This is a genomic window from Polaromonas sp. JS666, from assembly GCF_900103405.1.
Classification (GTDB): Bacteria; Pseudomonadota; Gammaproteobacteria; order Burkholderiales; family Burkholderiaceae_C; genus Polaromonas.
The window spans coordinates 68,926-90,843 of sequence record NZ_FNHX01000015.1 but is presented as its reverse complement, the minus strand read 5'-3'; the positions used below and the strand labels follow the sequence as shown (position 1 = coordinate 90,843).

Annotated in this window: 9 protein-coding genes, 1 other RNA gene and 1 pseudogene; 2 read left to right on the top strand and 9 right to left on the bottom strand. The window is 67.6% G+C overall.

Annotated elements, in window-relative coordinates:
* Window positions 1-371 precede the first annotated feature (371 nt).
* The 8 genes from BLQ85_RS22700 to BLQ85_RS22665 form a co-directional block, all read right to left on the bottom strand.
* The gene (locus BLQ85_RS22700; RefSeq protein ID WP_175456179.1) at window positions 372-1,991 is read right to left on the bottom strand and encodes an FAD-dependent oxidoreductase; all 1,620 of its coding nucleotides are present in this window, start codon (window positions 1,989-1,991) and stop codon (window positions 372-374) included.
* Complete coding sequence (locus tag BLQ85_RS22695) at window positions 1,970-3,517, bottom strand: polyamine aminopropyltransferase (protein ID WP_254806505.1); 1,548 nt, start codon at window positions 3,515-3,517, stop codon at window positions 1,970-1,972. Before BLQ85_RS22695 ends, BLQ85_RS22700 begins: the two co-directional genes overlap by 22 nt.
* A gap of 56 nt (window positions 3,518-3,573) precedes the next feature.
* Window positions 3,574-3,649, bottom strand: a non-coding RNA gene (locus tag BLQ85_RS22690) — sX9 sRNA.
* Window positions 3,650-3,707: 58 nt separating this feature from the next.
* Window positions 3,708-3,929 (bottom strand): DUF350 domain-containing protein, encoded by a 222-nt coding sequence (locus BLQ85_RS22685; protein ID WP_007871890.1) that lies wholly within the window; start codon window positions 3,927-3,929, stop codon window positions 3,708-3,710.
* Window positions 3,930-3,992: 63 nt separating this feature from the next.
* Complete coding sequence (locus BLQ85_RS22680; protein WP_074580231.1) at window positions 3,993-5,510, bottom strand: DUF4178 domain-containing protein; 1,518 nt, start codon at window positions 5,508-5,510, stop codon at window positions 3,993-3,995.
* A 38-nt stretch (window positions 5,511-5,548) separates the two neighbouring features.
* The gene (locus BLQ85_RS22675; protein WP_074580230.1) at window positions 5,549-6,589 is read right to left on the bottom strand and encodes an SPFH domain-containing protein; all 1,041 of its coding nucleotides are present in this window, start codon (window positions 6,587-6,589) and stop codon (window positions 5,549-5,551) included.
* Window positions 6,590-6,709: 120 nt separating this feature from the next.
* Window positions 6,710-16,930: a YDG domain-containing protein gene (locus BLQ85_RS24930; protein ID WP_175456178.1), complete on the bottom strand. Its 10,221-nt coding sequence runs from the start codon at window positions 16,928-16,930 to the stop codon at window positions 6,710-6,712.
* 26 nt (window positions 16,931-16,956) lie between these two features.
* Window positions 16,957-18,684: a ShlB/FhaC/HecB family hemolysin secretion/activation protein gene (locus tag BLQ85_RS22665; RefSeq protein WP_074580228.1), complete on the bottom strand. Its 1,728-nt coding sequence runs from the start codon at window positions 18,682-18,684 to the stop codon at window positions 16,957-16,959.
* 686 nt (window positions 18,685-19,370) lie between these two features.
* Between BLQ85_RS22665 and BLQ85_RS22660 the strand changes: the two are divergent.
* Window positions 19,371-19,514, top strand: a pseudogene (locus BLQ85_RS22660) (DUF2061 domain-containing protein); the annotation flags it as partial.
* A gap of 26 nt (window positions 19,515-19,540) precedes the next feature.
* On the opposite strand, the gene BLQ85_RS22655 reads toward BLQ85_RS22660, so the two are convergent.
* Window positions 19,541-20,656 carry a 5-methyltetrahydropteroyltriglutamate--homocysteine S-methyltransferase gene (locus BLQ85_RS22655; RefSeq protein ID WP_074580226.1) on the bottom strand — a complete coding sequence of 372 codons (1,116 nt, stop codon included), beginning with the start codon at window positions 20,654-20,656 and terminating at the stop codon, window positions 19,541-19,543.
* Window positions 20,657-20,807: 151 nt separating this feature from the next.
* Between BLQ85_RS22655 and BLQ85_RS22650 the strand changes: the two genes are divergently transcribed.
* On the top strand, window positions 20,808-21,902 hold the full coding sequence (locus BLQ85_RS22650; RefSeq protein WP_074580225.1) for an aromatic ring-hydroxylating dioxygenase subunit alpha: 1,095 nt from the start codon (window positions 20,808-20,810) through the stop codon (window positions 21,900-21,902).
* The last annotated feature ends 16 nt before the right edge of the window (window positions 21,903-21,918 follow it).

Below are 21,918 nucleotides of genomic sequence, written 5' to 3'. Positions count from 1 at the left end.
CCGAAATACCAAGAAGACAAATACCAACAAGGACACGCCGTGGCGTGTCCTTGTGGTTTTAGGTATTCGGAGTTCTGTCTTCGGCTGTTTGGTATTTTCTGTCTCCACCCCTTGTGTATGCGCCGAGGAGCGGAGGTTCAGGCGGATAAGGGATCGCGTTGTTTGAGCGAAGTGAAACGTAGCGAGTTTAGCGAGACCCCGCCTGAACCGAGCACCGCAGGTTGCCCCGTAGCGAAGCGCAGGGGACGCAGACACCAGGGTCGCCTTTTCTTTTGCTTACTTTTCTTTTGGCGAAGCAAAAGAAAAGTGAGTTGCCGCCGGGCAACCCCCGGCCAACAGAACTTAGCAGAACACACCAACGTCGGAACCTCTCAAGCCAAACCCAAAGACAATCCTCTCCTATGCCCATGAGTAAACGCCTCCTCAAACACCGAATACCCCGATAAATCACTGTGCGCAAAATGCAGCCGCCGCCAAGGCAATGGCAAAACGCCCTGCAGCGCCCGCAGTGCGGAACTGCCACGCACCCCCGGCACCGGCGCACTCATCGCATGCCCATACCGCATGACCTCCATGCGCGTGACCTTGCCTGGCAGGTCGGGATGCGGCCCCGAGAGTTCGGCCAGCACGCTGTCGCGCCAGTGCGTCCAGAGCCGCTCGTACAAGGTTTTTCGGCCGGCTGCGCCTATGCCGAACGCGCGGTAATAGGTGAGCACCGTGGCGCCGGGCACGGCCTGCAGGCTCTGGTGCGTGGCGTCGACATAACCCAGGCCGGGCTTGTCGCCGTAGATCACGTTGTCCCAGCTGGGCGCGGCGCCTGGCCTGTCGTGCAGGGCTGAAGCGATGTGCAGGTTGGCGACCAGCCAGGGCGCGTAACGCAGCTGGCCGGCGGCTTCGCGCAGCGCGGGCGGCGGGTTTTCGACGACGCGGGCGGCTACAAAAAGCGGCAGGGCGAGGATGCAGTGCTCGGCCTGCCAGCGTTCCACCGCCTGCGTGGCCGCATTGAAAGCGTCGACCTCCACGCCGTGCCGGCCCGCGGCGACGCGGATCACGATGCGGCCGGTGTGCAAGCGATCTCCCAGCGGCGCGGCCAGTTGCCGGGTTAACCAGCCGTTGCCTTCGGGCCAGGTCAGCACACCGGCATCGCGCTCGGCCGAAGGCGGCTCGCCGGGCGCCTGGAAGCCGTGGCGGCTCGCGAAGTAATGAATGCCGGCCCAGGCCGAGACGGTGTCCAGGCCCGCGCCGTAGTCGTCGCGGCAGCAGTAGTCCAGGTACCAGCGCAACGGCGCGCGCGTGAGCTGCTGCTGGTCCAGCCAGGCTTCAAAGGTCAGGGCGTCGAGGGCGCGGTGTTGTGGCGCCGGCGCGCTCGCTGGAAGCGGAATCGAAAAAGGCGCGGCGGCAGAGGCTTGCTGCACCAGCCGTGCAAAACGCTGGTAGTCGGCCAGCAGGGCGATGTCCATCTCCGGCAGGGGCAGCAGGCCTTCCTGCCACTGGCCGTGGATGAAGAGGCGTTCCTGCGGGCTGTGGCACAGGTGGCGCTCGTCATACTCCCAGCGCCCAGCCACACGCCGGCGCAGCGACAGCTCTTCCAGCAGGTCCTGCACATCGCGCGCACCCTCGCCGGGCACCGGCAGGTAGTGCGCGCCCAGCGGACAGGGCAGGCCGCCGACCACGCCGCCGCGGCTGTTGCCGCCGGCGCTGTCCTCCAGCTCCAGCATGGCGAAATCATCCATGCCGCGCAGGCGCAGCGCACGCGCCGCCGCGAGGCCGGCGACACCGCCGCCGGCAATCAGCACACGGGTGCGCCTGGTGACGGAGGGAGCGGGCCAGGCTCGGTCTTTGCCGGGCTCGCCAGGCCGCAGCAGGTGGCCGCGTTCATGGTTCGCACCCAGAAAGCCGCCTTCGATACTCCGGGTCTCCTTGCAGCCCAGCAGCGGCAACGCAGAGGCCGCCAGAAAATCACGGCGCTTCAACGCAGCACCTTGCCCCATTCCTGCTCATAGCTGTGCACCAGCTCCTGGTTGGAGAGCCGGTTGACGGGCGCCGGCACGCGGGCCATGTCGACCGGGAAATCAAACAGCAGCGGCAGGGTTTGCGCATCCAGGAAACGCAGGCCGGCCGGCAGGGCGCCGGTTTGCGTCGCGGGGCTGAAAGGCCGGCGGCTGGCGACCACAAAACCCCATTCGCCGAAGCTGGGCACATTGGCGTGGTAGGGCGCGGTCTTCAGGCCCACGGCCTCCAGCGTGGCCACCACCGTCCAGAAGCTGCGGCGCGCCACCAGCGGCGAGGTGGTCTGGATCACTGCATAGCCGCTGGCCGACAGGTGCCGGTCCAGCAGCGCGTAAAACGAGTTGGTGTAGAGCTTGCCGATGGAAAAATTGGTGGGGTCCGGGAAGTCGACCACGATGATGTCGAACATGTCCGCGCTTTTGTCCAGCCACTGGAAGGCGTCGGCATTCACCACCCGCAGCTTGGGCGACAGCAGCGCCTCGCCGTTCAGGCGCTTCAAGGCCGGCTGCTGGCTGAAGAGATCCGTCATGGCCGGGTCCAGCTCGACCAGCGTGACGCTCTCCACACTCGGGTACTTGAGGATCTCGCGCACCGCCATACCGTCGCCGCCGCCCAGCACGGCGATTTTTTTGGGCGCGCCGTGCGCGCTCATCACCGGGTGCACCAGCGCTTCGTGGTAGCGGTATTCGTCGCGCTCAGCGAACTGCAGGTTGCCGTTGAGGAACAGCCTGTGGCCGCCGCGGCCGTTGGTCACGACGATGCGCTGGTAAGGCGTGGTGGCGGTGAAGACCACGCGGTCCTGGTAGAAATGGTCTTCGGCCAGCGTAGTGATCTGGTTAGCGCCCGCAAAACCAGCGGCCAACGCGAACAAGACGGCGAAGCACGCGACGGCATGCGACCTGACATGCCGCAGCTCGGCGCGAAACAGCCACAGCGCCCACAGCGCGACGGCCGCATTCATGAGGCCGAACAGCAGGCCGGTGCGTATCAGGCCCAGCTGCGGCACCAGCACCAGCGGAAAGGCCAGCGACACGGCCAGCGCGCCCAAATAGTCAAAGGTCAGCACCTGCGAGACCAGTTCCTTGAGCGCCACGTTGCGCCGCAGTATGCGCATGACCAGCGGGATCTCCAGCCCCACCAGCGTGCCCACCAGCAGCACCAGGGCATAGAGCAGAAAGCGGAAAGCGCCGGGGACATAGGCATTCGCCAGAAACAGCAGGGCCGGCAAGGCGCCGCCCACCAGCGCCACCATCAACTCAATGCGCAAAAAATGCGCGGGCAGCTGCCGCTCGAAAAACCGCGACAACCAGGAGCCAATGCCCATGGCGAACAAATAGCTGCCGATGATGGTGGAGAACTGCAGCACCGAATCACCGAGCAGGTAAGAAGCCAAGGCCCCCGCCGCGAGCTCATACACCAGCCCGCATGCCGCCACGACAAAGACGCTGGCCAGCAGCGCGACCTCTAGAGGGCGCGGGGTGGGGGGAGTGGGTGACTCAGTGTTCAAAATGAAATGGAAGGAAAAGTGAGCCGCGATGCGATGCGAAGCGAGCCGGTTACGACGGCGCGTAGGGCGTAGCGAGCGGGCCGCGGGCAAGGCGGACGGCGCGCAGGAACCGGAATGTACCTATGGGTACATGAGGATTCCGAGCACCGGCCAACGCCGCCCCCGGTCCGCGCAGTAGCCCCGAAAGAAATTACCCGTGGATGGCGGCGGCTACTATCACGCAGATGCCCAACGCCATCGCGGCCACCACCAGCGCCAGCGCCACATTCTGCTTCTCGACAATCTCCAGCCACAGGTCATAGGGCGTCATCTTGTCGATGATGACAAAGCTGAGCCAGAAGATGATCACGCCTATCAGCGCGAACAGGATCGAGCCCAGGAAAGCCGCGGGTTTAAGCCATTCAAGTCCCATGATGGTCTCCAGAAAAGGTCTGCCAGCTTGCGCAGAAGGTGAAGAAGCAAAAAGAGGCGGTCTTCATTTGTGGCCGCCCCCGCCGGAAAAACCGCCGAACGAGCCGCCCGAACTGCGCGAGCTGCTGGACGAGGAACAATTTTCATACTTCGGGTCGCAGCTTGAGCAGCGGCCTATGACAAACAACAGCACCAGTATCAGCAACACCACGATGATGATGGTGCCGCAGCCCATGCCGGCCGAGCTGCTCAGGGGCTTGGCGTCTGAACGTTTGAACAAATCCTTCTTGCCCTCGAGCTTGAAGGCCTTGGCGACCAGGTCGCCGTCCAGCTTGCTGCCGCTGGACCAGGTGATCTCATTGGGCGCTTCTTCCTGCGACAGCAGGGCGCTGCCGCTCGCGAAATCACGGTTAAAGGTTTTTTGCCCGCGCTGCACCTGCCAATAAAACTCGCCGGCCACATAGCTGGTTTCGGCGCGGTAGCTGCTTTGCAGCCGGTAAGTCGTTTTAAGGTAGGTCGCGCTGTCGCCGCCGGCCTTGAAGCTGGGCGCGCCCGTGACCGGCTTGACCAGGCTCCAGCCGTCTTCGGAATCGACCAGAAAGGTGAAGCCGCGCTTCTGGTTGTAGAGCAGGTATTCATCCCAGCCGAAGTGCTCATCCGGATCGTCGGCCTCGTAGCCCATGCGGTGCTGGAACCCGACGACCTGCCACTGCACGCCCGCAAGCTGGCCCGTGCTGCCCAGCGCGATCAGCGGGCTGACGGGTTCGTCCTGGATTGCGTGCTTGAGCGCGGCGCCCGTGCCCTGCGTGAGGTCGATGATGCTGTTGCAGGATCGGCAGGTAATGCTTTTGCTGCCGGCCAGCGTGACCTCGACAGGCGCGCCGCAATTGGGGCAGCTGAACTGCTTGCCAGTTTCGTCCTTGGCGGACTCGTCCTTCAGGCCCGTGAGCTTCAAGTCCTCCAGCAGCACGGAGCGGCCCAGCGACAGCGCGGGCACGCCGCCGCCTGCCACCGCGCCGTAGTCGACGCTGAGCACGTCGCCGTCGGCGCTGCGCAGCTCCACCATCGCAAAAGGCGAGCCCAGCGCTGGCAGGCGCGGCAGCTCGCCCTGGGCCGAGAGCAGGGACACACGTTCGTTGGACGCCACGCTAAAAGGCTTGGCGTTGATGGCCGTGGTCGCGCCCACGCGGAAATTTTCGGCCGGCGGCACGGCGCGCTGCAGGCTGGTGGGCAGGCTGAAGACATAAGCGCCGTTGTCTTCGCTCAGGAAGGCGGCTTTGCCGTCGTCCAGCACCGCATACCACTCGGTCCAGGTGCCTTGCGCGTACTGGTATTGCAGCCGGCCGACCAGCGTGAAATTGCGGCCCTGCCAGCTACCCGAGGCCTGCAACTGCAGCGGGCTGAAGTCATTGAACAGTTCGGCCATCTTGCCGATGCGCGACAAGGTGTCGCCGTCGCGCACGACGGTGCTCTGGCAATAACCGCACACCGCGTGCGTGGACTGCGCGCTGCGAAATTCAACGGGCGCGCCGCAGCCGGGACACGGCGCGCGGTAGGCGCGTTGCTGGGGTTCGGATGCCAAGATGAACGGTCAGTGAACGATGCGCGGCGCGACCGGCATCAGACCAGCTTCTTGAGCAGCTCGGCCTTCTTGGCGTCGAACTCTTCCTGCGTGAGTATGCCCTTGGCCTTGAGTTCGCCGAGCTTCTCGAGCGTGGCCATCACGTCGTCGGGCTTCACGGCCGCCGCCGCGGCCGTGGCGGCCTGGGCCGCGTTGCCGCCGCCCTGCAAGCCTTGCTGCAGGTTTTGCGCCAGCACCTGGCCCAGCGCCACGCCGGCACCCAGGCCCATGGCGTCGCCGGCAATGCCGCCGCCCGAGCCCGCGCCCTCGGCGAATTTGGGAATCGCCTGCGCCGTCTGGTACTGCATGAACTTGCCCATGTCGTTGCCGACCATGCCCATGCCGATTTTCTGGTCCAGGATTTTTTGCAGCTCTTCGGGCAGCGAGACGTTCTGCACCGTCATGCCTTCGAGCTTGAGGCCTATCTTGGCGAACTCGGGCGTGAGCTGGGTCACCAGCGCCTGCGCGAAAGCCAGCTGGTTGGCGGCCAGGTCCAGGAAGGCGATCTCGCTGGAGGCGATGGCGTTGGAAATGTTCTGCAGCACCAGGCCGCGCAGCTGGCCGTCGAGGTCGGCCGTGGTGTAGCGGTCGCGCGTACCCGAGATTTCGGTGTGGAAGAGCTTGGGGTCGGCGATGCGGAAGTTGTAGTTGCCGAAGGCGCGCAGGCGCACGGCGCCGAAGTCCTTGTCGCGTATGGTGATGGGCTGGGGCGTGCCCCACTTCTGGTCTATCTGCTGGCGCGTGCTGAAGAAATAAACGTCGCTCTTGAAGGGCGACTCGAACAGCTTGTCCCAGTTCTTGAGGTAGGTCAGCACCGGGATGGTCTGCGTGGTCAGCTTGTACATGCCGGGGCCGAACACGTCGGCGACCTTGCCTTCGTTGACAAACACCGCCATCTGCGACTCGCGCACGGTGAGCGAGGCGCCGTACTGGATCTCCATGTCGGCCATCGGGAAACGCCAGGCCAGGGTTCCGTCGCCGGCCTCGGTCCACTGGATGATGTCGATGAACTGTTTCTTGATGAAGTCCATTAAGGCCATGGCGCGCTCCCTTTGAAGTGAGTTATCGGCCACATGATAACCGCCGGAAATGGCGCCCGGGCAGCCATTTCTGTCCGTAGAAACCGGCTGGAAAAGGAAGGCGGCGCCGGACGGCGCCGTTTATTGCCCCTGGCCTGCCTCCACCGGGTCGGCCAGGCAGGCCACGCGGCTGCCCGCGCCCGTGCAATCGGCCTGGGCCGGGCCGTCGGGGCTACGCGTGTCGGGAAAGCCCGCCAGGCTGAAAGCCGGTGTTTGCGCCGTGCCGGCCAGCTCGGTCGCGGGCCGTATGCCGGCGGCGCGGCGGAAAGCCTGCTCGCGACTGTCGTCGGCCTCCAGCACCGGCAGCGCCGTTCCGTTGGCCATGCGCACGTCGCCGGTGCGCTCGGCCATATTGGCCGGCGCCGGCGTGATACTGGCCGTGGTGGCGGCCGTGGTGTTGAGCAGCACGTAGTTGCCGGCGTCGGTGCCCGACAGCGTGATGCCGGTGATGCTGACCGGTTTGCCGCTGCCAACGGCGGGGGTGTCGAAATTGCCGGTGGCCGTGCCCACCGTGAGCACATCCGCGCCGATGCGACCGGTAAATACGGCAGCACCGGTCGCCAGCGTGGTGGCGGTGCCGCCGTCCTGCACCTTGTCGGCTGCGGTGATGCCGCTGACGTTCGCGATCGAGGCCGGCGTGATGGTGGCCGTGGTGGCCGCCGTGCTGTTGACGCTGTAATTGCCGGCGTCGGTGCCTGTGATGGCGATGCCGCCGACGTTCACCGTCTTGCCGGTGCCTGCATTTTTGTCGGTGAAGTTCGCCGACGTGTTGCTGGTGGAGAGCACGTCGCCGGCGACCCGGTTGTCATTGAGCGTCACTGTCGCGGCAGTGCCGCCGTCGTACACCTTGTTTTGCGCCGCGGCGCCTACGGTGAGCGCGCGCTGGGTGATGTCGGCCGTGGTTGCGGCCGTGGTGTTGACGCTGTAGTTAGCCGCGTCAGCGCCGGTAATGGCGATGCCGCTCACGCTAACGGCCTTGCCGGTTCCCACATTCTTGTCGCCGAAGCTGGCAGCGGTATTGCTGGCGGTGAACACATCGCCCGCAACACGGTTGTCCGTCAGGGCCACACCGGCGGTGATGTTGCCGTCGTAGACCTTGTTGCTTCCCGTAGCGCTGACCGTGAGGGAGCGCTGAGTGATGTCGGCCGTGGTCGCCGCCGTGCTGTTGACGCTGTAGTTGCCGGCGTCGGTGCCGCTGATACCGATACCGCTGACGCTCACTGCCTTGCCGGTTCCCACATTCTTGTCGGCGAAGCTGGCCGCGGTATTGCTGGCGCTGAGCACATCGCCCGCAACGCGGTTGTCGGACAAAGTGACGGTGGCAACGGTGCCGCCGTCGTAAACCCGGTTCTGGCCGGTGGCGCTGACCGTCAGCGCGCGCTGCGTGATATCGGCCGTGGTGGCCGCCGTGGTGTTGACGCTGTAGTTGCCGGCATCGGTGCCGCTGATGCTGATGCCGCCCACATTGACGGTCTTGCCGATGCCCACGTTTTTGTCGAGGAAGGCGGCCGAGGTATTGCTGGCAGTAAGCACATCGCCGGCCAGGCGGTTGTCGGCCAGCGTCACAGCGGCTGCGCTGCCGCCGTCGTAGACACGGTTCTGGCCGGTGGCCGTGACGGTCAGGGCCCGCTGGGTGATGGTCAAGGCGCCGTTGGTCAGGGCCAGGGTGTAGTTTTCGTTGTTGGTGACGCCCGCGGTGATCGCTACCGGGCCGGCGGCCACCGCCGTCCTGTCGACCGCGGTGGTGCTGTAGCCGACGCCCACGCCGGCGGCGGTGTCGCCGTCGATCAGGCCGCTGACCACACCGGTCAGCAGCGGATTGCTGTCGCCATACACCTTGGTCTTGTTGTCGGCCGTGACGGTCAGGGTCGGCGCGATGCGGTAGAGGAAGGTGCTGGCGCCGCCGGCCGGCACATAGCTCGCGTCGCTGTTGTAGCGCTTGCTGTAGCCGGTGACGCCTTCCAGCGTGGTGCCCGGGTCACCGCTATAGGCCAGGTAACGGCCGGAAGCGGCCACGATGCCGCCCGCACCCACGTTGTTGATGAGCTGGCCGCCGGTGCTGGTGCCGGCCGCATTGGAACTGCCGGCCTTGAGGACCACGGCATCGCCGGTGGCGGAAGAGCTCACGGCATTGTTCAGCGTGAGGTTGGAGGCCGCGCCCGTGGTTTCGATTTTGACCGTGCCGCTGGCCGTCACGCCGGCGGTAGCCCCCACGGTTCCCACGATCAGCGCGCCAGCCTGTTTGTAATCCACGCTGCCGGCATTGGCGGCAAGCGTCGTGACGGCGTTGCCTGCGTTTGCGAAGGTGTAGCCGCCTGCGCCTGTGAGCGCAAGCCCGGAGGCAGCAATCGCGCCCGACTGGGTGACCGCAGCACCGGCGGACAAGGTGGTGTTGGCTGTTGTGGCAACAGCCGCTACGTCAAACCCGCCGGCAGCGCTGTATTGGATGGCGCCCGCCGCATTGGCCGTGTCCGCGGCGTTGCGCGACTGCAGGTTGATGGCGGTGTTGGCGTTGCCGCTGTTGTTGAGTGTGATGGCGCCGCCGGCGTTGACCAGTGTCTTGACCTTGAGCATGCCGGCCGTGACGTTGCCCGTTCCCGCCGTCTGGGTGACCGCGCCCGCCGCCACCAGGTCCAGCGTGCCGCTGCCCACATTCGAGGCTGTGCCGCCCACACCCAGGTTGACGGTGCCCGCGCTGCGCACAAAGGCGCTGGCATTGCCCGTGGTGTTGACGCTGAGGCTGGTGGCCGCGATGTCGATGCCGTTGCTGGCGTCCGTGCCGATCTGGCCGTTGGCGTTGAGCGAGACGTTCTGCGCGGTGATGGTCTGCACACCGGTATCGGTGATGGAGCCGGCGTTGAGCGTCAGGGTCTTGCCGGCCAGGGCGACCGGCCCGCCGATTGTCATCACGCCGGTGCTGGCCGTGTCGCCGATGACGATGGGGCCGGTGGCGCCGGTGGCGAAGGCGGTGATTTCCGCGGCCGTGAGGTCAAAGCCGGACGCGCCGGCCAGCGACATGGCGCGGCTCGCGGTCTTGGCTTTGAGCGTGAGCACGCCGCTGGTGGCCAGCGCGTTGTTGCCGGTGTTTGCGGCGATGGCGACCGTGTCGGCCGTGATGGTGATGGGGCCGCTGCCGGCCGTCACGTCGATATTCGCGTTCTGCGTGTAGCTGCCGGTGCCGGTGTCTATGGACACCGCGGTGTTGGTGGTGCCGAGGTTGCCCGTCAGCGTCACGCCGTTGTTGCCGTTGTTCAGCGCGAAGCCGCCAGCCGCCGTGATGCCGTTCAGGGCGGCGATGGCATTGGCCGAGCTGCCGAAGTTCAAGGAACCGGCGCCGGTGCCGGCCACGGCCAGCGAAGCGGCCGTCACGGCACCCGACTGGGTGATGTTGCCGTTCGATTGCAGCGTCAGCGTGCCCGTGGTGTTGACGGCGGCCACGTCGAAACCGGTGGCGTCGCGGTAGGAAATCGCGCCGGCGGCATTGGCCGTGTCGGCGGCATTGCGCGCGCGCAGGTCCACGCTGGTGGCCTCATTGCCGGCGTTGTTCAGCGTGATGTTCGCCGTGCCTGCGGACAGCGTCTTGGCCACCAGTGTGGGCGCGCTGATGGCGCCGGTCTGGGTGATGGCGCCGCCGGCCACAACCGTCAGGCTGCTGGCGGCCGTGGAGGTGCCCAGCACGACGGCGTTGCTGTCGCGCAGCGACACGTTGTTGCCGCTGGTGGCGGCGACGCTGGAGAAATTGTTGCCGGCATTGGCCAGCGTGATGTCGTTGGCCGCGCCGGCCGCCAGCGTGGTGGCGCCGGTCACGGTGAGGGCGCCGGTTTGTGTGATGGCGCCCGCCGCGTTCACGGCCAGCGTGCCCGAGACGGTGGAGGTGCCCAGCGCCAGCGCATTGGCATCCGCGAGGCTGACGTTGAGCCCCGAGACCACGGTCACCGCGCCGGTGAAATCGTTGCCGGCGTTGTTCAGCGTGATGTTGTTGCCGGCTCCGGCCGTCAGGGTGGCGGTGCTGGCCTTGATGGCGCTGGTCTGCGTGAGGGCGCTTCCCGCCGCCAAAGCCAGTGCATTGACGTTGAGCGCGCCGTTGAGGCTGATGTCGCCGGTGTCGGCGCCGCTGGTGGTGGCCGTCAGCGAGGTGGCGCCGGTGACACCGGCCGAGGCGCCGCCTATGGCGCCCACGGCGATGTCGTTGGCCGTCACGGTCAGCGCCGACAGGGCCAGGCCGGCGCCTGTGGTGCCGACAATGCTCACGTCGCCGTTGCCCGATTGCAGCACCAGCGCGCGGCCCGAGGCCTGGCTGTTGATAGCGCCGTCAAACTGGATGTTGGCGCCGACGCCGGCGCCCGCATTGCCGCCGCGCGAGTCCAGCGTGATGCTGGCCGCATTGAGCAGGACGTCGTCCTTGATGCGGATCGCGCCGCCGGCGCCCGAGACCGCGCCGCCAACCTGGTTGCCGCCCAGCGCCGTGAGGCCGCCGGCCAGCGTGATGGTGGGCGTGGCGCCCGCCGCATCGAGTGTGATACTGCCCGCGTTGCCGCCGGCCGCGACACCCGTGCCGCCGTTGCCGCCGGTGGTGGTGATCGCCGCGACCGACACATTGCCGCCGGTCGACACGGCAGACACCGCCGCGCCCTGGCCACCGGCCTGGCCTGCGCCCACGCCGTTACCGCCTATGGTGTTCAGCGTGCCGCTGCTGCTGATGGCCGCCGTGGAATTCACGGTAATCGCGCCGCCGTTGCCGCCCGCACCCGTGCCGCTGCCGTTGCTGCCGTTGGCCGAGATGGCGGCCGTGCTGACGCCGGCCCCCGAAATATCGACGGTGCCGGCATTGCGGCCGTTGGCCGTGCCGGTGGCGGCGCCGCCGCTGGTGGCAATGCCGCCTACCGTCACGGTGCCGCTTGCGGCTGAAACGCTGACATTGCCACCCTGGCCAGAGGTGCCGCCCACGGTGGAAATCGCACCCGTCGTGAGGTTGCCCGCAGCGTTGCTCACGCTAATGCTGCCGGCCGTGCCGCCGGCGCCGGTGCCCGCCGCGTTGCCGCTTTGCGTGGTGAGGGCGCCCGTGGTGACATTGCCGGCCACCGTGTTGGCCAGGGTGATGCTGCCGGCATTGCCGCCGTCGCCGTTGGTGGTACCACCCGCGCCGCCGTTGGCGGTGATGGCCGCCGTGGTGACTGTTCCGCTGGAGGTGATGCCGACAGCCGCGCCGCTACCGCCTTTTTCATTGGCGCCGGCCGCGGCTGCGCCGCCCGAGGCGGTAATGGTGCCTGTGCCCAGGTTGACGCCGGCTCCGCTGAGGGTGACGCTGCCCGCGTCGCGGCCGGCCAGGCCGCTGACCGTGGTGCCGCCGCTGGTGGTGATGTTGTTGTTGAGCACGGACACCTGGCCCAGCGCCGACAGGCTGACATTGCCGCCGTTGCCCTTGGTGCCGCCTGTGGTGGTGATGGCCGCGGTGGAGACGGTTCCCGCTGCCGCCGTGTTGGCCACACTGATACTGCCGGCCGTGCCGCCCGCGCCAGTGCCCAGCGCATTGCCGGTTTGCGCGATCAGGGTGCCGCCGCTGATATTGCCGCTGCCGCTGTTGTTGAGCGTGATGCTGCCCGCGCTGCCGCCGGCCGCATTGGTGCCGGCTGCCGCACCGCCGCTGGCCGCGAGGTTGGTGACCGTGATGCCGCTGTTGCCGGTGATGGAAATCGCCGCGCCATTGCCGCCGGCCTGGTCGCCCGTCAGGGTGCCGCTGCTGCCGCTGGCCGTGACCGTTGTGGCCGTCAACAAACCTCCCGTGGCCTGCAGCGTGACTGTGCCCGCATTGCGTCCCGAGGTGCCGGCATTGGCCGTGCCGCCGCTGGCGGTGGCAGCGCCCGCCGTCAGCACACCGGCCGTCGAGGTGGCGCTGATGTTGCCGCCGTTGCCATTGGCGCCACCTGTGGTGGTCAGCGCACCGGCCGTGACGGCGCTACCGCTCAGCGTGATGCTGCCGGCCGTGCCGCCGGCACCTGTACCGGTGGCCGCGCCCGTGGAGGCGGTGATGCCTGCGGCGACACCCAGCGTGCCGCTGCCCGTGATGCCGACCACGCCGGCATTGCCGCCCACCTGGTTAGTGCCCAGGCCCGCGCTGCCGCTGGCGGTGACCAGGCCCGTGACCGAGCGGTTCACGCCCGTGATCGTGATGTTGCCGGCGTTGCGGCCGGCGCCGGTGCCGCCGGCCAGCACGGTGCCGCTGGTGTTCAGCGTGCCGGTCACGGTGACGCCGGCCTGCGAAGCCAGCGTGACCGCGCCGCCGTTGCCGCCCGCTGCGCCGCTGCTGTCTATCGCGCCGGTGCCAAGGCTGGCACCGGCCGCGTTGTTGGTGATGCTGATGCTGCCGGCCGCGCCGCCGGCGCCGGTACCCACCGCCGCGCCCGTGCGCGCCGTGAGCGCGCCCAGCGCGATCGCGCCGGCCGTGGTGGAGTTGTTCTGCACGCTGATGCTGCCCGCGTCGCCGCCGTCGCCGTTGGTCGTGCCGCCCGCGCCGCCGCTGGCGCTGATGGCGCCGGTGGTCACGGCATCGGTGCTGGTGATGCTGACGGCCGCGCCGCTGCCGCCCTTCTGGCTGGACGTGGCCGCTGCCGCACCGCCGCTGGCCGTGATGGTGCCCGTGCCCAGGTTAACGCCGGCGCCGCTGAGGGTGACCGTGCCGGCATTGCGGCCGACCAGGCCGATAACCGTGGCGCCACCGCTGGTGGTGATGTTGTTGTTGAGCACGGACACCTGGCCCAGCGCCGACAGGCTGACATTGCCGCCGTTGCCCTTGATCCCGCCGGTGGTGGTGATGGCCGCGGTAGAGAGTGTTCCTGCGGCGGCGGTGTTAGTGACGCTGACGCTGCCGGCCGTGCCGCCCGCGCCTGTACCCAGCGCATTGCCGGTCTGCGCGATCAGGGTACCGGTGGCGATGTTGCCGCTGCCGCTGTTGTTGAGGGTGATGCTGCCGGCATTGCCGCCGGCCGCGTTGGTGCCGACCGCCGAGCCGCCGCTGGCCACCAGGTTGGTGACCGTGATGCCGCTGTTGCCGGTGATGGAAATCGTCGCGCCGTTGCCGCCGGCCTGGTCACCCGTGAGGGTGCCGCTGGTGCCGCTGGCGGTCACGGTGGTACCGGTCAACAAACCGCCCGTGGCTTGCAAGGTCACCGTGCCGGCATTGCGGCCGGCCGTTCCCGCATTGGCTGCGCCGCCGCTGGCAATGATGGCGCCCGCCGTCAGCACGCCGGCCGTCGAGGTGGCGCTGATATTGCCGCCGTCGCCATTGCCGCCGCCCGTGGTGGTCAGCGCGCCGGTGGTCACGGCCGTGCCGTTCAGTGTGATGCCGCCGGCCGTACCGCCGGCGCCTGTGCCGGTGGCGCCGCCGGTTGACGCCGCGATGGCCACGGTGCCCAGCGTGCCGCTGCCGGTGATGCTGACCACACCGGCATTGCCGCCGGCCTGGTTGGTACCGTTGGCCGCGCTGCCGCTGGCGGTGATCGCGCCGGTGACGGAGCGGTTCACACCCGTGATCGTGATGTTGCCGGCGTTGCTGCCGGCGCGCGTGCCCGCGGCCAGCACCGTGCCGCTGGTGCCCAGGGTACCGGTCACGGTGACGCCGGCCTGCGAGGCCAGTGTGACCGCGCCGCCGTTGCCGCCCGCGCCGCCCGCGGTGTTGATGGCGCTGGTGCTGAGGTTGCCGGCGGCCGCGTTGTTGGTGATGGCAATGCTGCCGGCCGTGCCGGCGGCACCGGTGCCGGTGGCCGCGCCGGTTTGCGCCGTCAGGCCGGCGGTGGCGAGATTGCCGCTTGCGTTGTTGGTGACCGTGATGGCGCCCGCGTTGCCGCCCGAGGCATTGGTGCCCACGCCGGCCCCGCCGCTGGCCGTGATGGCCGCGCCGGCAATGCCGCCCGTGGCGCTGATGGAAACCCCGGCCGCGTTGCCGCCGTTGCCGGCCGTGGTGCCGGCGCTGCCGCTGGCCGCCACGGCGCCCAGCGCGGTGATAGCACCGGCCGCCGTGATATTGATCGTGCCGGCATTGCGGCCCGAGGTGTTGGCCTGGGCCGTGCCGCCGGTGCTGGTGACGCTGCCCGCGCTCAGCGCGCCGGCGGAGTTGAGCGTGATCGTGCCGCCGTCGCCATTGCTGCCGCCCACGGTGCTGATGTTGCCGGTGCCCAGGCTGGCGCCCGCCGCGCTGTTGGTGACTGAAATGCTGCCGGCCGTGCCGCCCGCGCCCGTGGTCAACGCATTGCCGGTGCTTGCCGTCAAGCCGGCGACGGCAATATTGCCTGCACCGCTGTTGGAAAGGCTGATGCTGCCTGCGTTACCGCCCACCGAGGGGCCGGTGCCGCCGCCGGCGCCGCTGGCCGTGAGGGTGCCGGTGGCGCTGATGCCGTTGGTGGAAGTGATGCCGATGGTGCCGCCGGCACCGCCGGTTTGCCCCGCGCCCGATCCGGCGGAGCCGTTGGCCGTGACGGCCCCCACCGTGACGCCCGCACCCGTGATGCTGACGGCGCCGCCGCTGCGGCCCGCATTGCCGGCACTGGCCGTGCCGCCGGTGGCGGTGATGGCACCTGCCAGGTTGACGGTGCCGGTCGCGTTGAGCGTGACGTTGCCGGCGTTGGTGTTGGCCGCCCCGGTGGTGGTGATGGTGCCGGCGGCCGTGCTGGTGATGCTGGCGCCCGAGAGGTTCACGCCGCCGGACGCCGTCAGCGCGGCATTCAGGGCAATCGTGTTGCCGGCTTCAAAGCGGACCTTGTTGCCCGCCGTCATGGCCAGCGCGCTGGCCAGCGTGATGTTGTTCGTGGCCTGCAGGTAGAGCTCGCTGTAGCCGGTGACGTCGGCGACCTGGATGGTGTAGGTGCTGGCGGCCGGCGGGTCGGCGAAGGCCACGTCGGGCGTGCCGTCGGCATTGTTGGGCGGCGAGGGCTGGACCGAGGTGTTGATGAGGATGTCCTGCGGGTCCAGCAGCACCCGCCCGCCGCTGCCGGCCGGCGCGGCCACGTCGACGCTGCCGTGCAGGTCCAGCAGCTGTTTGCCCGAGACCTCGACAAAACCGCCGTCGCCGCCATTGGCGCCGCCGCGCGCGCTGATGGCGCCGCTGTGGCGCGTGTCGCCGTCGGCCCAGACCACCACCTTGCCGCCATTGCCGCTGTCGGTCGCGTCAGCGCGTATCGCCGCGCCCGCGGCGATGTAGGTGCGCGAGGCGTTCTGCACGGCCGCATTGCTACCCTGGTAGTCGCCGCCCACCAGCGCCGTGCCACCGCCGGCTGCGCCGGACACATCGATGGAAGCGCCGCCGTCCAGCGCCACCTTGTCGCCCAGCACCCGCACCGTGCCGCCGCTCTGGCCGGCCGCCGTGCCGCTGGCATCCAGCGTGCCCGAGACATGGACTACGCCGGTGCCGCCGCCGCTCAGCACAATCATGCCGTTGCGCTCCACCGCCGAGTTGGCGCGTATGACGCCGGACTGGTTGATGACGGTGGCCATCGCGTCGCCCATGGCGCTGGCCAGCACAGCGACCTGGCCGCCCGCGGCCGTGATGCTGCCGCTGTTGTTGATCGCGGCCTGCGCGGCCGCGGCGTCCACCGAGAAGCGCACCAGCCCCGCGCCCGAAGCGTCGACGGACACGCGCGAGCCGGCCAGCAAGCCGACGGAGCCGGCCTCGGCGCCGATGGCGCCGCTGTTGTTGACCTGTGGCGCGGCCAGCAGCACATAACCGCCGCGCGCGGCGTTAATGCTGCCGTAGTTGCTGACGGCGCCCGTACCCGTGCCGCTGAAGTTGTAGCGCCCGGCCATGAAGTCGCCGTTGCTGATGTCCAGGCTGGAGGCGACCAGGCCGCCCACATTGACCTGCGCGCCGGGCGCGAACATCACGCCGGAGGGGTTGACCAGGAAGACCTGGCCGTTGGCGCTCAGCGAGCCGAAGATGGATGAGGCGCCGTTGCCGATGACGCGATTCAGCGCGATGGAAGAGGCACCGGGCTGCACGAACTGCATGGACTGGCCCGCGCCTATGTTGAAGCTTTGCCAGTTGAGCACAGCCTTGTCGCTGGCCTGGTTGACCACCATGGCATTGGCCGATGGCGTGCTGACGCTGGCCTGGCCGGCCACCACTTGCGCGCCTTCAGGCAGGGCGGCGGCCCAGGGCGAGACGGCGGCCAGCAGCGCCGCGAGCAGCTGCGACAGGCGCCGGCCGCTGCGGATGCGGTAGGTGGCGCGCAGCTTGCGCGAAAGGCGGACCACCACCGTGCGCACGGCCCAGGGGCGGTAAGCGGCGTGTACGTTGGAGGCGGTGGTGGTCATGATGGACATTCGGAATGAAAGGGGTACTAAAACCAGGTCTGGGCCGAGAGCCAGGCGCGCGGCGCGCGGTCCGGATCGCCGGTGGAAGGTTGCGCGGGCGTGGTGCGCCAGGCCAGGTAGCTTTTGATGAGGAACTTGCCGGGCCGGCCCAGCGTGGCACCGACGCCGAAGGAGCCCAGGCTCAAGGTGTTGGCATTGCCGGGCACGGTGGGGCCGTTCTGGTTGAAGCGTACGCGCCCGAAGTCGTAGAACGCGAGCAGGGTCAGGGGCTCGCCCCAGGGCGCTTGCGGGAACTGGTAACGCGACTCCAGGTTCAGCAGCACGCCGGCGTCGCCCACGCCTTCGCCCACCGGGTAGCCGCGCACGCCGTTGGGCCCGCCCAGCACCATTTTTTCGGCCGAACTGAGGTTCTTCGAGGCGAGCTGGGCCTGGGCTGACAGGTGGAAGCTGTAGGGCGCGTCAAAAAACTGCGAGCGCTGGAATTCCAGGTTCAGCTTGCTGAAGCCGCCCGCCGTGCGCAGCCCGCCCAGGCCGTCGTCCAGCGCCTGGTCGGCGGCATTGAGCGTGAGCCGGCCGAAAGTGAGGTTCAGGGCGTAACTGTTCAGGCCGCTGCCGCCGGCCGCATCGTCGACAAAGTTGCCCGCCAGGCCCAACCTGAGCGCCTGGACCTTGCGCTCGCTTTTGAGTACGGGCGTGCGGGTTTCGTCGACCAGTTTTTTGTGTTCTGCGCTGATAAAGCCGTAAACATTGGCGCCGCGCCCGCGCAGCAGCGGCTGGGACAGGCTGATGCCGGTGATGTCGGCGCTGCCGCTGGCGCCCAACGCCTCGAACTGTTTGCCCAGTGCGTAATCGAGCCGTGCCAGGCTCAGGCCCAGCCGCGTGCCGGAAGCGCCCACCGGCACGGTGTAGCCCAAGCGGTAGAGGGTGGAGCCGGCCTGGTCGCTGTGCTGGGCGCTCAGGGCCAGCACGTCGCCGCGGCCCAGCAGGTTGTTGAGGTTGGCATTGAGCACGGCGCGCGCCGCGCCAGCGGTGCGCGCGCCGTGGTTGTCGATGCTGGCGGACCCGTCGATGCGCGGGCCCTTGGCCTGCACGGTGACCAGCACATCGGCCTGGCCCGGGCGCTCGCCGGGCTGCACGGTCGCGGCGGCCTCGAAGCCGGCCAGGTCGCGCAGCAGCAGCACGGGTTTGTCGAGCGCGTATTCGGTGACGGCGTCGCCCGTCTTGAGCTGGCCGGCGACCAGGCCTTCGGCAAAGGCCTGGGAAATGCCCGTGCCTTCCACACGCACCGTGACGCGGCCCACACGCGCCTCGAGGATGGCGATGGTGATGCTGCCGCCCTGGGCGGCGAAAGCCTGCTCGGGCAAATAGGCTTGCGTAAGCAGATAGCCCTTTTGCCGGTAATAGGCGCTGATGCTGTTGGCTGCCTCAGTCAGGCCGGCGATGTCGGTGGGCTGCTGCAGGCGGGACGCGAGCAGAGCGGCCAGCAGTTCGCTGGAGAACACTGTGTTGCCGGTGAAATTGAAGGCCGCCGGCGTAATGCGCGCCGTGCCGGGGGCGGGCGGCACAGCCTGGGGTTGCCGCAGTTCCAGCGGCGGCTCGCTGCGCGGCGGCAGCAGGGGCAGGGCGCCGGGCGACTCCAGCAAGGTGCCGGCGTCCGGCCGCAGTTGGGCCAGCGCAGGCGCAGCCCCGGCGGCGCAGGCAGCCCATACAAGCCAGGCAGGGGCCCAGAACAGAAAAACAAGAGGACGGGACAAGCGCAAACCCTTAAGCCAGATTGCAACAAAATGTTGTAAACCGGTTGTAGTCTTTTGGGTTCATTCTGTCCAACAGTTTCCCTGTTTCGGACGCAGTTTTAGCACGTATCTGTTTGTTTTTTCACACTTTTTTGACGTCGACCGGATCGGGCAACGATGCGCTTCTCGAAATGTTGCAATATGTAAAAAACCGTCGTACGGACTGTTTGCGGGCTCAGCCGCTATGGATTGTTTAGGCCCAATCAATTGGCCAGAAGATTAGCCAATCTCTACTATTGGTAGCGGATCAATCGCTTTTAGCTATTTCAAAGGAGAGGCTGATGACTGAACTTGTGCGCGCCAACCTGCCCACCCTGAAAAAGACCGCCAGCTATTACGTGGTGCACGTGACGGTGGCGGCGCTGGTGGCTAAGAACCTGTTCACGGTCTAAACGGGGCCGCGCAAGCCCCTTCTCGGGATGGGGGATGCAAGGCGCGGTGCGACGCCCATAGTTCACCTATGGGCTAGCGCCGCAACGCCGCAGACCGCCCGAGAAGGCGCTTGCCCTCCGGGTTGGGGTGAAATCGGGCGATTGAGCCGCCCGAGCCCTTGCATGGGCATTTGCCCATGCGGCGTTCCCGGTCGGCCCACTCATCCCGATTGCACTCCAACGCGGCCCCGTTTAGACCGTGAACAGGTTCTTATGGTGACCGGCAGTTTTCTGCTGGCGATCACGCTGAGCCTGCTGGAGCCGACCGTGCAGGCCTTTGCCTTTTTCTTCCATGAAAAAGCCTGGCAGCGCTGGGGCGGCCAGCGCGCCGCCGCCGCCGCGGCCGCGGCGACGGCCTAGCGCTTAGTGCGGCTGGTGGATACGGCTCAGGCCGTGCCCCAGACTTCGCGTGCGGTCTCTACGACCAGCCGCAGCTTGTTGCGCTGCGCCTCGACGGCAATGTTGTTGCCGTGCACCGTGCTGCTGAAGCCGCACTGCGGTGACAGCGCGAGCTGCTCCAGCGGCGCGTATTTCGCGGCGTCCTCGATGCGGCGCTTGAGGTCATCTTTGCTTTCCATCTCGCCGAACTTGGTGGTGACCAGGCCCAGCACTACGGTCTTGCCCTTGGGCAGGTAGCGCAGCGGCCGGAAGTCGCCGCTGCGGCTGTCGTCGTACTCAAGGAAGTAGGCGTCCAGGTCCATCTCCTTGAGCAGCGCCTCGGCCACCGGCTCGTAGTTGCCGGCCGCGGCGTGGGTGCTCTTGAAGTTGCCGCGGCACAGGTGCATGGCCAGCGTCATGCCGGCGGGTTTTTGCGCGACCACCTTGTTGATGAACTTTGCGTAGCGGTGCGGCAGCTCGTTGGGGTCGTCGCCGCGCTGGCGCGCCGCTTCGCGCATTTTTTCGTCGCAGAGGTAGGCCAGGTTGGTGTCGTCCATCTGCACATAGGTGCAGCCGGCCGCGGCCAGGCTGCGCAGCTCGTCGCCATAGGCCTTGGCCACGTCGTCATAAAAATCCGGCTCGAGCTCGGGATAGGCCTCCTTGCTGATGCCAGCACGGCCGCCGCGAAAGTGCAGCATGGTGGGCGAGGGAATCGTGACCTTGGGCGTGTTACCAGCGCTGACCTGGCTTTTGAGGTACTGGAAGTCGGCAAGCTGGATGTCCTTCACGTGGCGCACCTTGTCGATCACGCGCATCACGGGCGGTGCCAGTTCCATGCTGCCGTCGGGCCGCTGTATGGTGACCGGGATGTCGGTCTTCACGCCGCCGATCTGCTCGAGGAAATCGATGTGGAAGTAGGTGCGGCGGAATTCGCCGTCGGTAATGCTTTTAAGGCCCACGTCCTCCTGGAACTTCACGATTTCGGTGATGGCCTGGTCTTCAACCTTGCGCAGCTGTTCGGGCGTGATCTGGCCCTTGGCTTTCTGTTCGCGGGCTTCCAGCAGGTATTGCGGACGCAAAAAGCTGCCGACATGGTCGTAACGGGCGGGTAGTTTGGCGGTCATGGGAAAGTCTCCAGAGTTGGCGAATTGGCAAATACAGGCACCATGGTATTCCAGCTAGAAACAGCCTCATTGAATACAACAACTCCGGATTTACCCTCATTTTTCGCCTTTTACTTGGCTTTTTGGCTATTTATGTATACATTGAGTATCCATGGATGCCAAAAAACCCGCTTTTCCGCTCAATGCCTGGTACGCCGCCGCCTATGACGTTGAAGTCGGCCGCAAGCTGCTGGCGCGCACCATCTGCAAGCAAAAACTCGTGATGTTCCGCCGCACCGACGGCCAGGTGGCCGCGCTGGAAGATGCCTGCTGGCACCGGCTGCTGCCGCTGTCCATGGGCTCGCTGGACGGCGATGAAGTCACCTGCGGCTACCACGGCCTGGTCTACAACGCCCAGGGCCGCTGCACCCATATGCCCAGCCAGGAAACGCTGAACCCCTCGGCCTGTGTGCGCGCCTTTCCGGTGGTGGAAAAACACCGCTTCGTCTGGATCTGGCCCGGTGACCCGGCCAAGGCGGACCCGGCGCTGGTGCCCGACATGCACTGGAACGACGACCCGGACTGGGCCGGCGACGGCAAGCTGATCACCGTGAAGTGCGATTACCGCCTGGTGGTGGACAACCTCATGGACCTGACCCACGAGACCTTTGTGCACGGCTCCAGCATTGGCCAGCGTGCCGTGGCCGAGGCGCCCTTTGTGGCCACACATGGCGACCGCAGCGCCACCGTGACACGCTGGATGGAAAACATCGACGCGCCGCCTTTCTGGGCCGGCCAGATCGAACATGCGCGCGGCTACAGGGGCAAGGTGGACCGCTGGCAGATCATCCGGTTCGAAGCGCCCTGCACCGTGAACATCGACGTCGGTGTGGCCGAGGCCGGCTCGGGCGCGCCGCCCAAAGACGGACAGCCGGGCGACCGCAGCAAGGGCGTCAACGGCTTTGTGCTGAACACCGTGACGCCCGAGACCGACGGCAGCTGCCATTACTTCTGGGCTTTCGCGCGCAACTACTGCCTGGGCGAGCAGCGCCTGACGCACCAGCTGCGCGAGGGCGTGGCCGGCATCTTCCGCGAGGACGAGCATGTGCTGGAGGCCCAGCAGGTCGCGATCGAGGAACACCCGGACCACCAGTTTTACAACCTCAACATCGATGCCGGCTCCATGTGGGCCAGGCGCCTGATAGACCGCATGGTCGCGCAGGAAGCGCCGCCCGCGCCCGTGATTCCGATCCGCCTCGCGGCCTGAACCCATGGTGAAAGCA

Coding starts and splice junctions, on each gene's coding strand:
- BLQ85_RS22700 (WP_175456179.1), bottom strand. CDS start 1,991: ATGGGGCAAGGTGCTGCGTTGAAGCGCCGTGATTTTCTGGCGGCCTCT.
- BLQ85_RS22685 (WP_007871890.1), bottom strand. CDS start 3,929: ATGGGACTTGAATGGCTTAAACCCGCGGCTTTCCTGGGCTCGATCCTG.
- BLQ85_RS22675 (WP_074580230.1), bottom strand. CDS start 6,589: ATGGCCTTAATGGACTTCATCAAGAAACAGTTCATCGACATCATCCAG.
- BLQ85_RS24930 (WP_175456178.1), bottom strand. CDS start 16,930: ATGACCACCACCGCCTCCAACGTACACGCCGCTTACCGCCCCTGGGCC.
- BLQ85_RS22655 (WP_074580226.1), bottom strand. CDS start 20,656: ATGACCGCCAAACTACCCGCCCGTTACGACCATGTCGGCAGCTTTTTG.
- BLQ85_RS22650 (WP_074580225.1), top strand. CDS start 20,808: ATGGATGCCAAAAAACCCGCTTTTCCGCTCAATGCCTGGTACGCCGCC.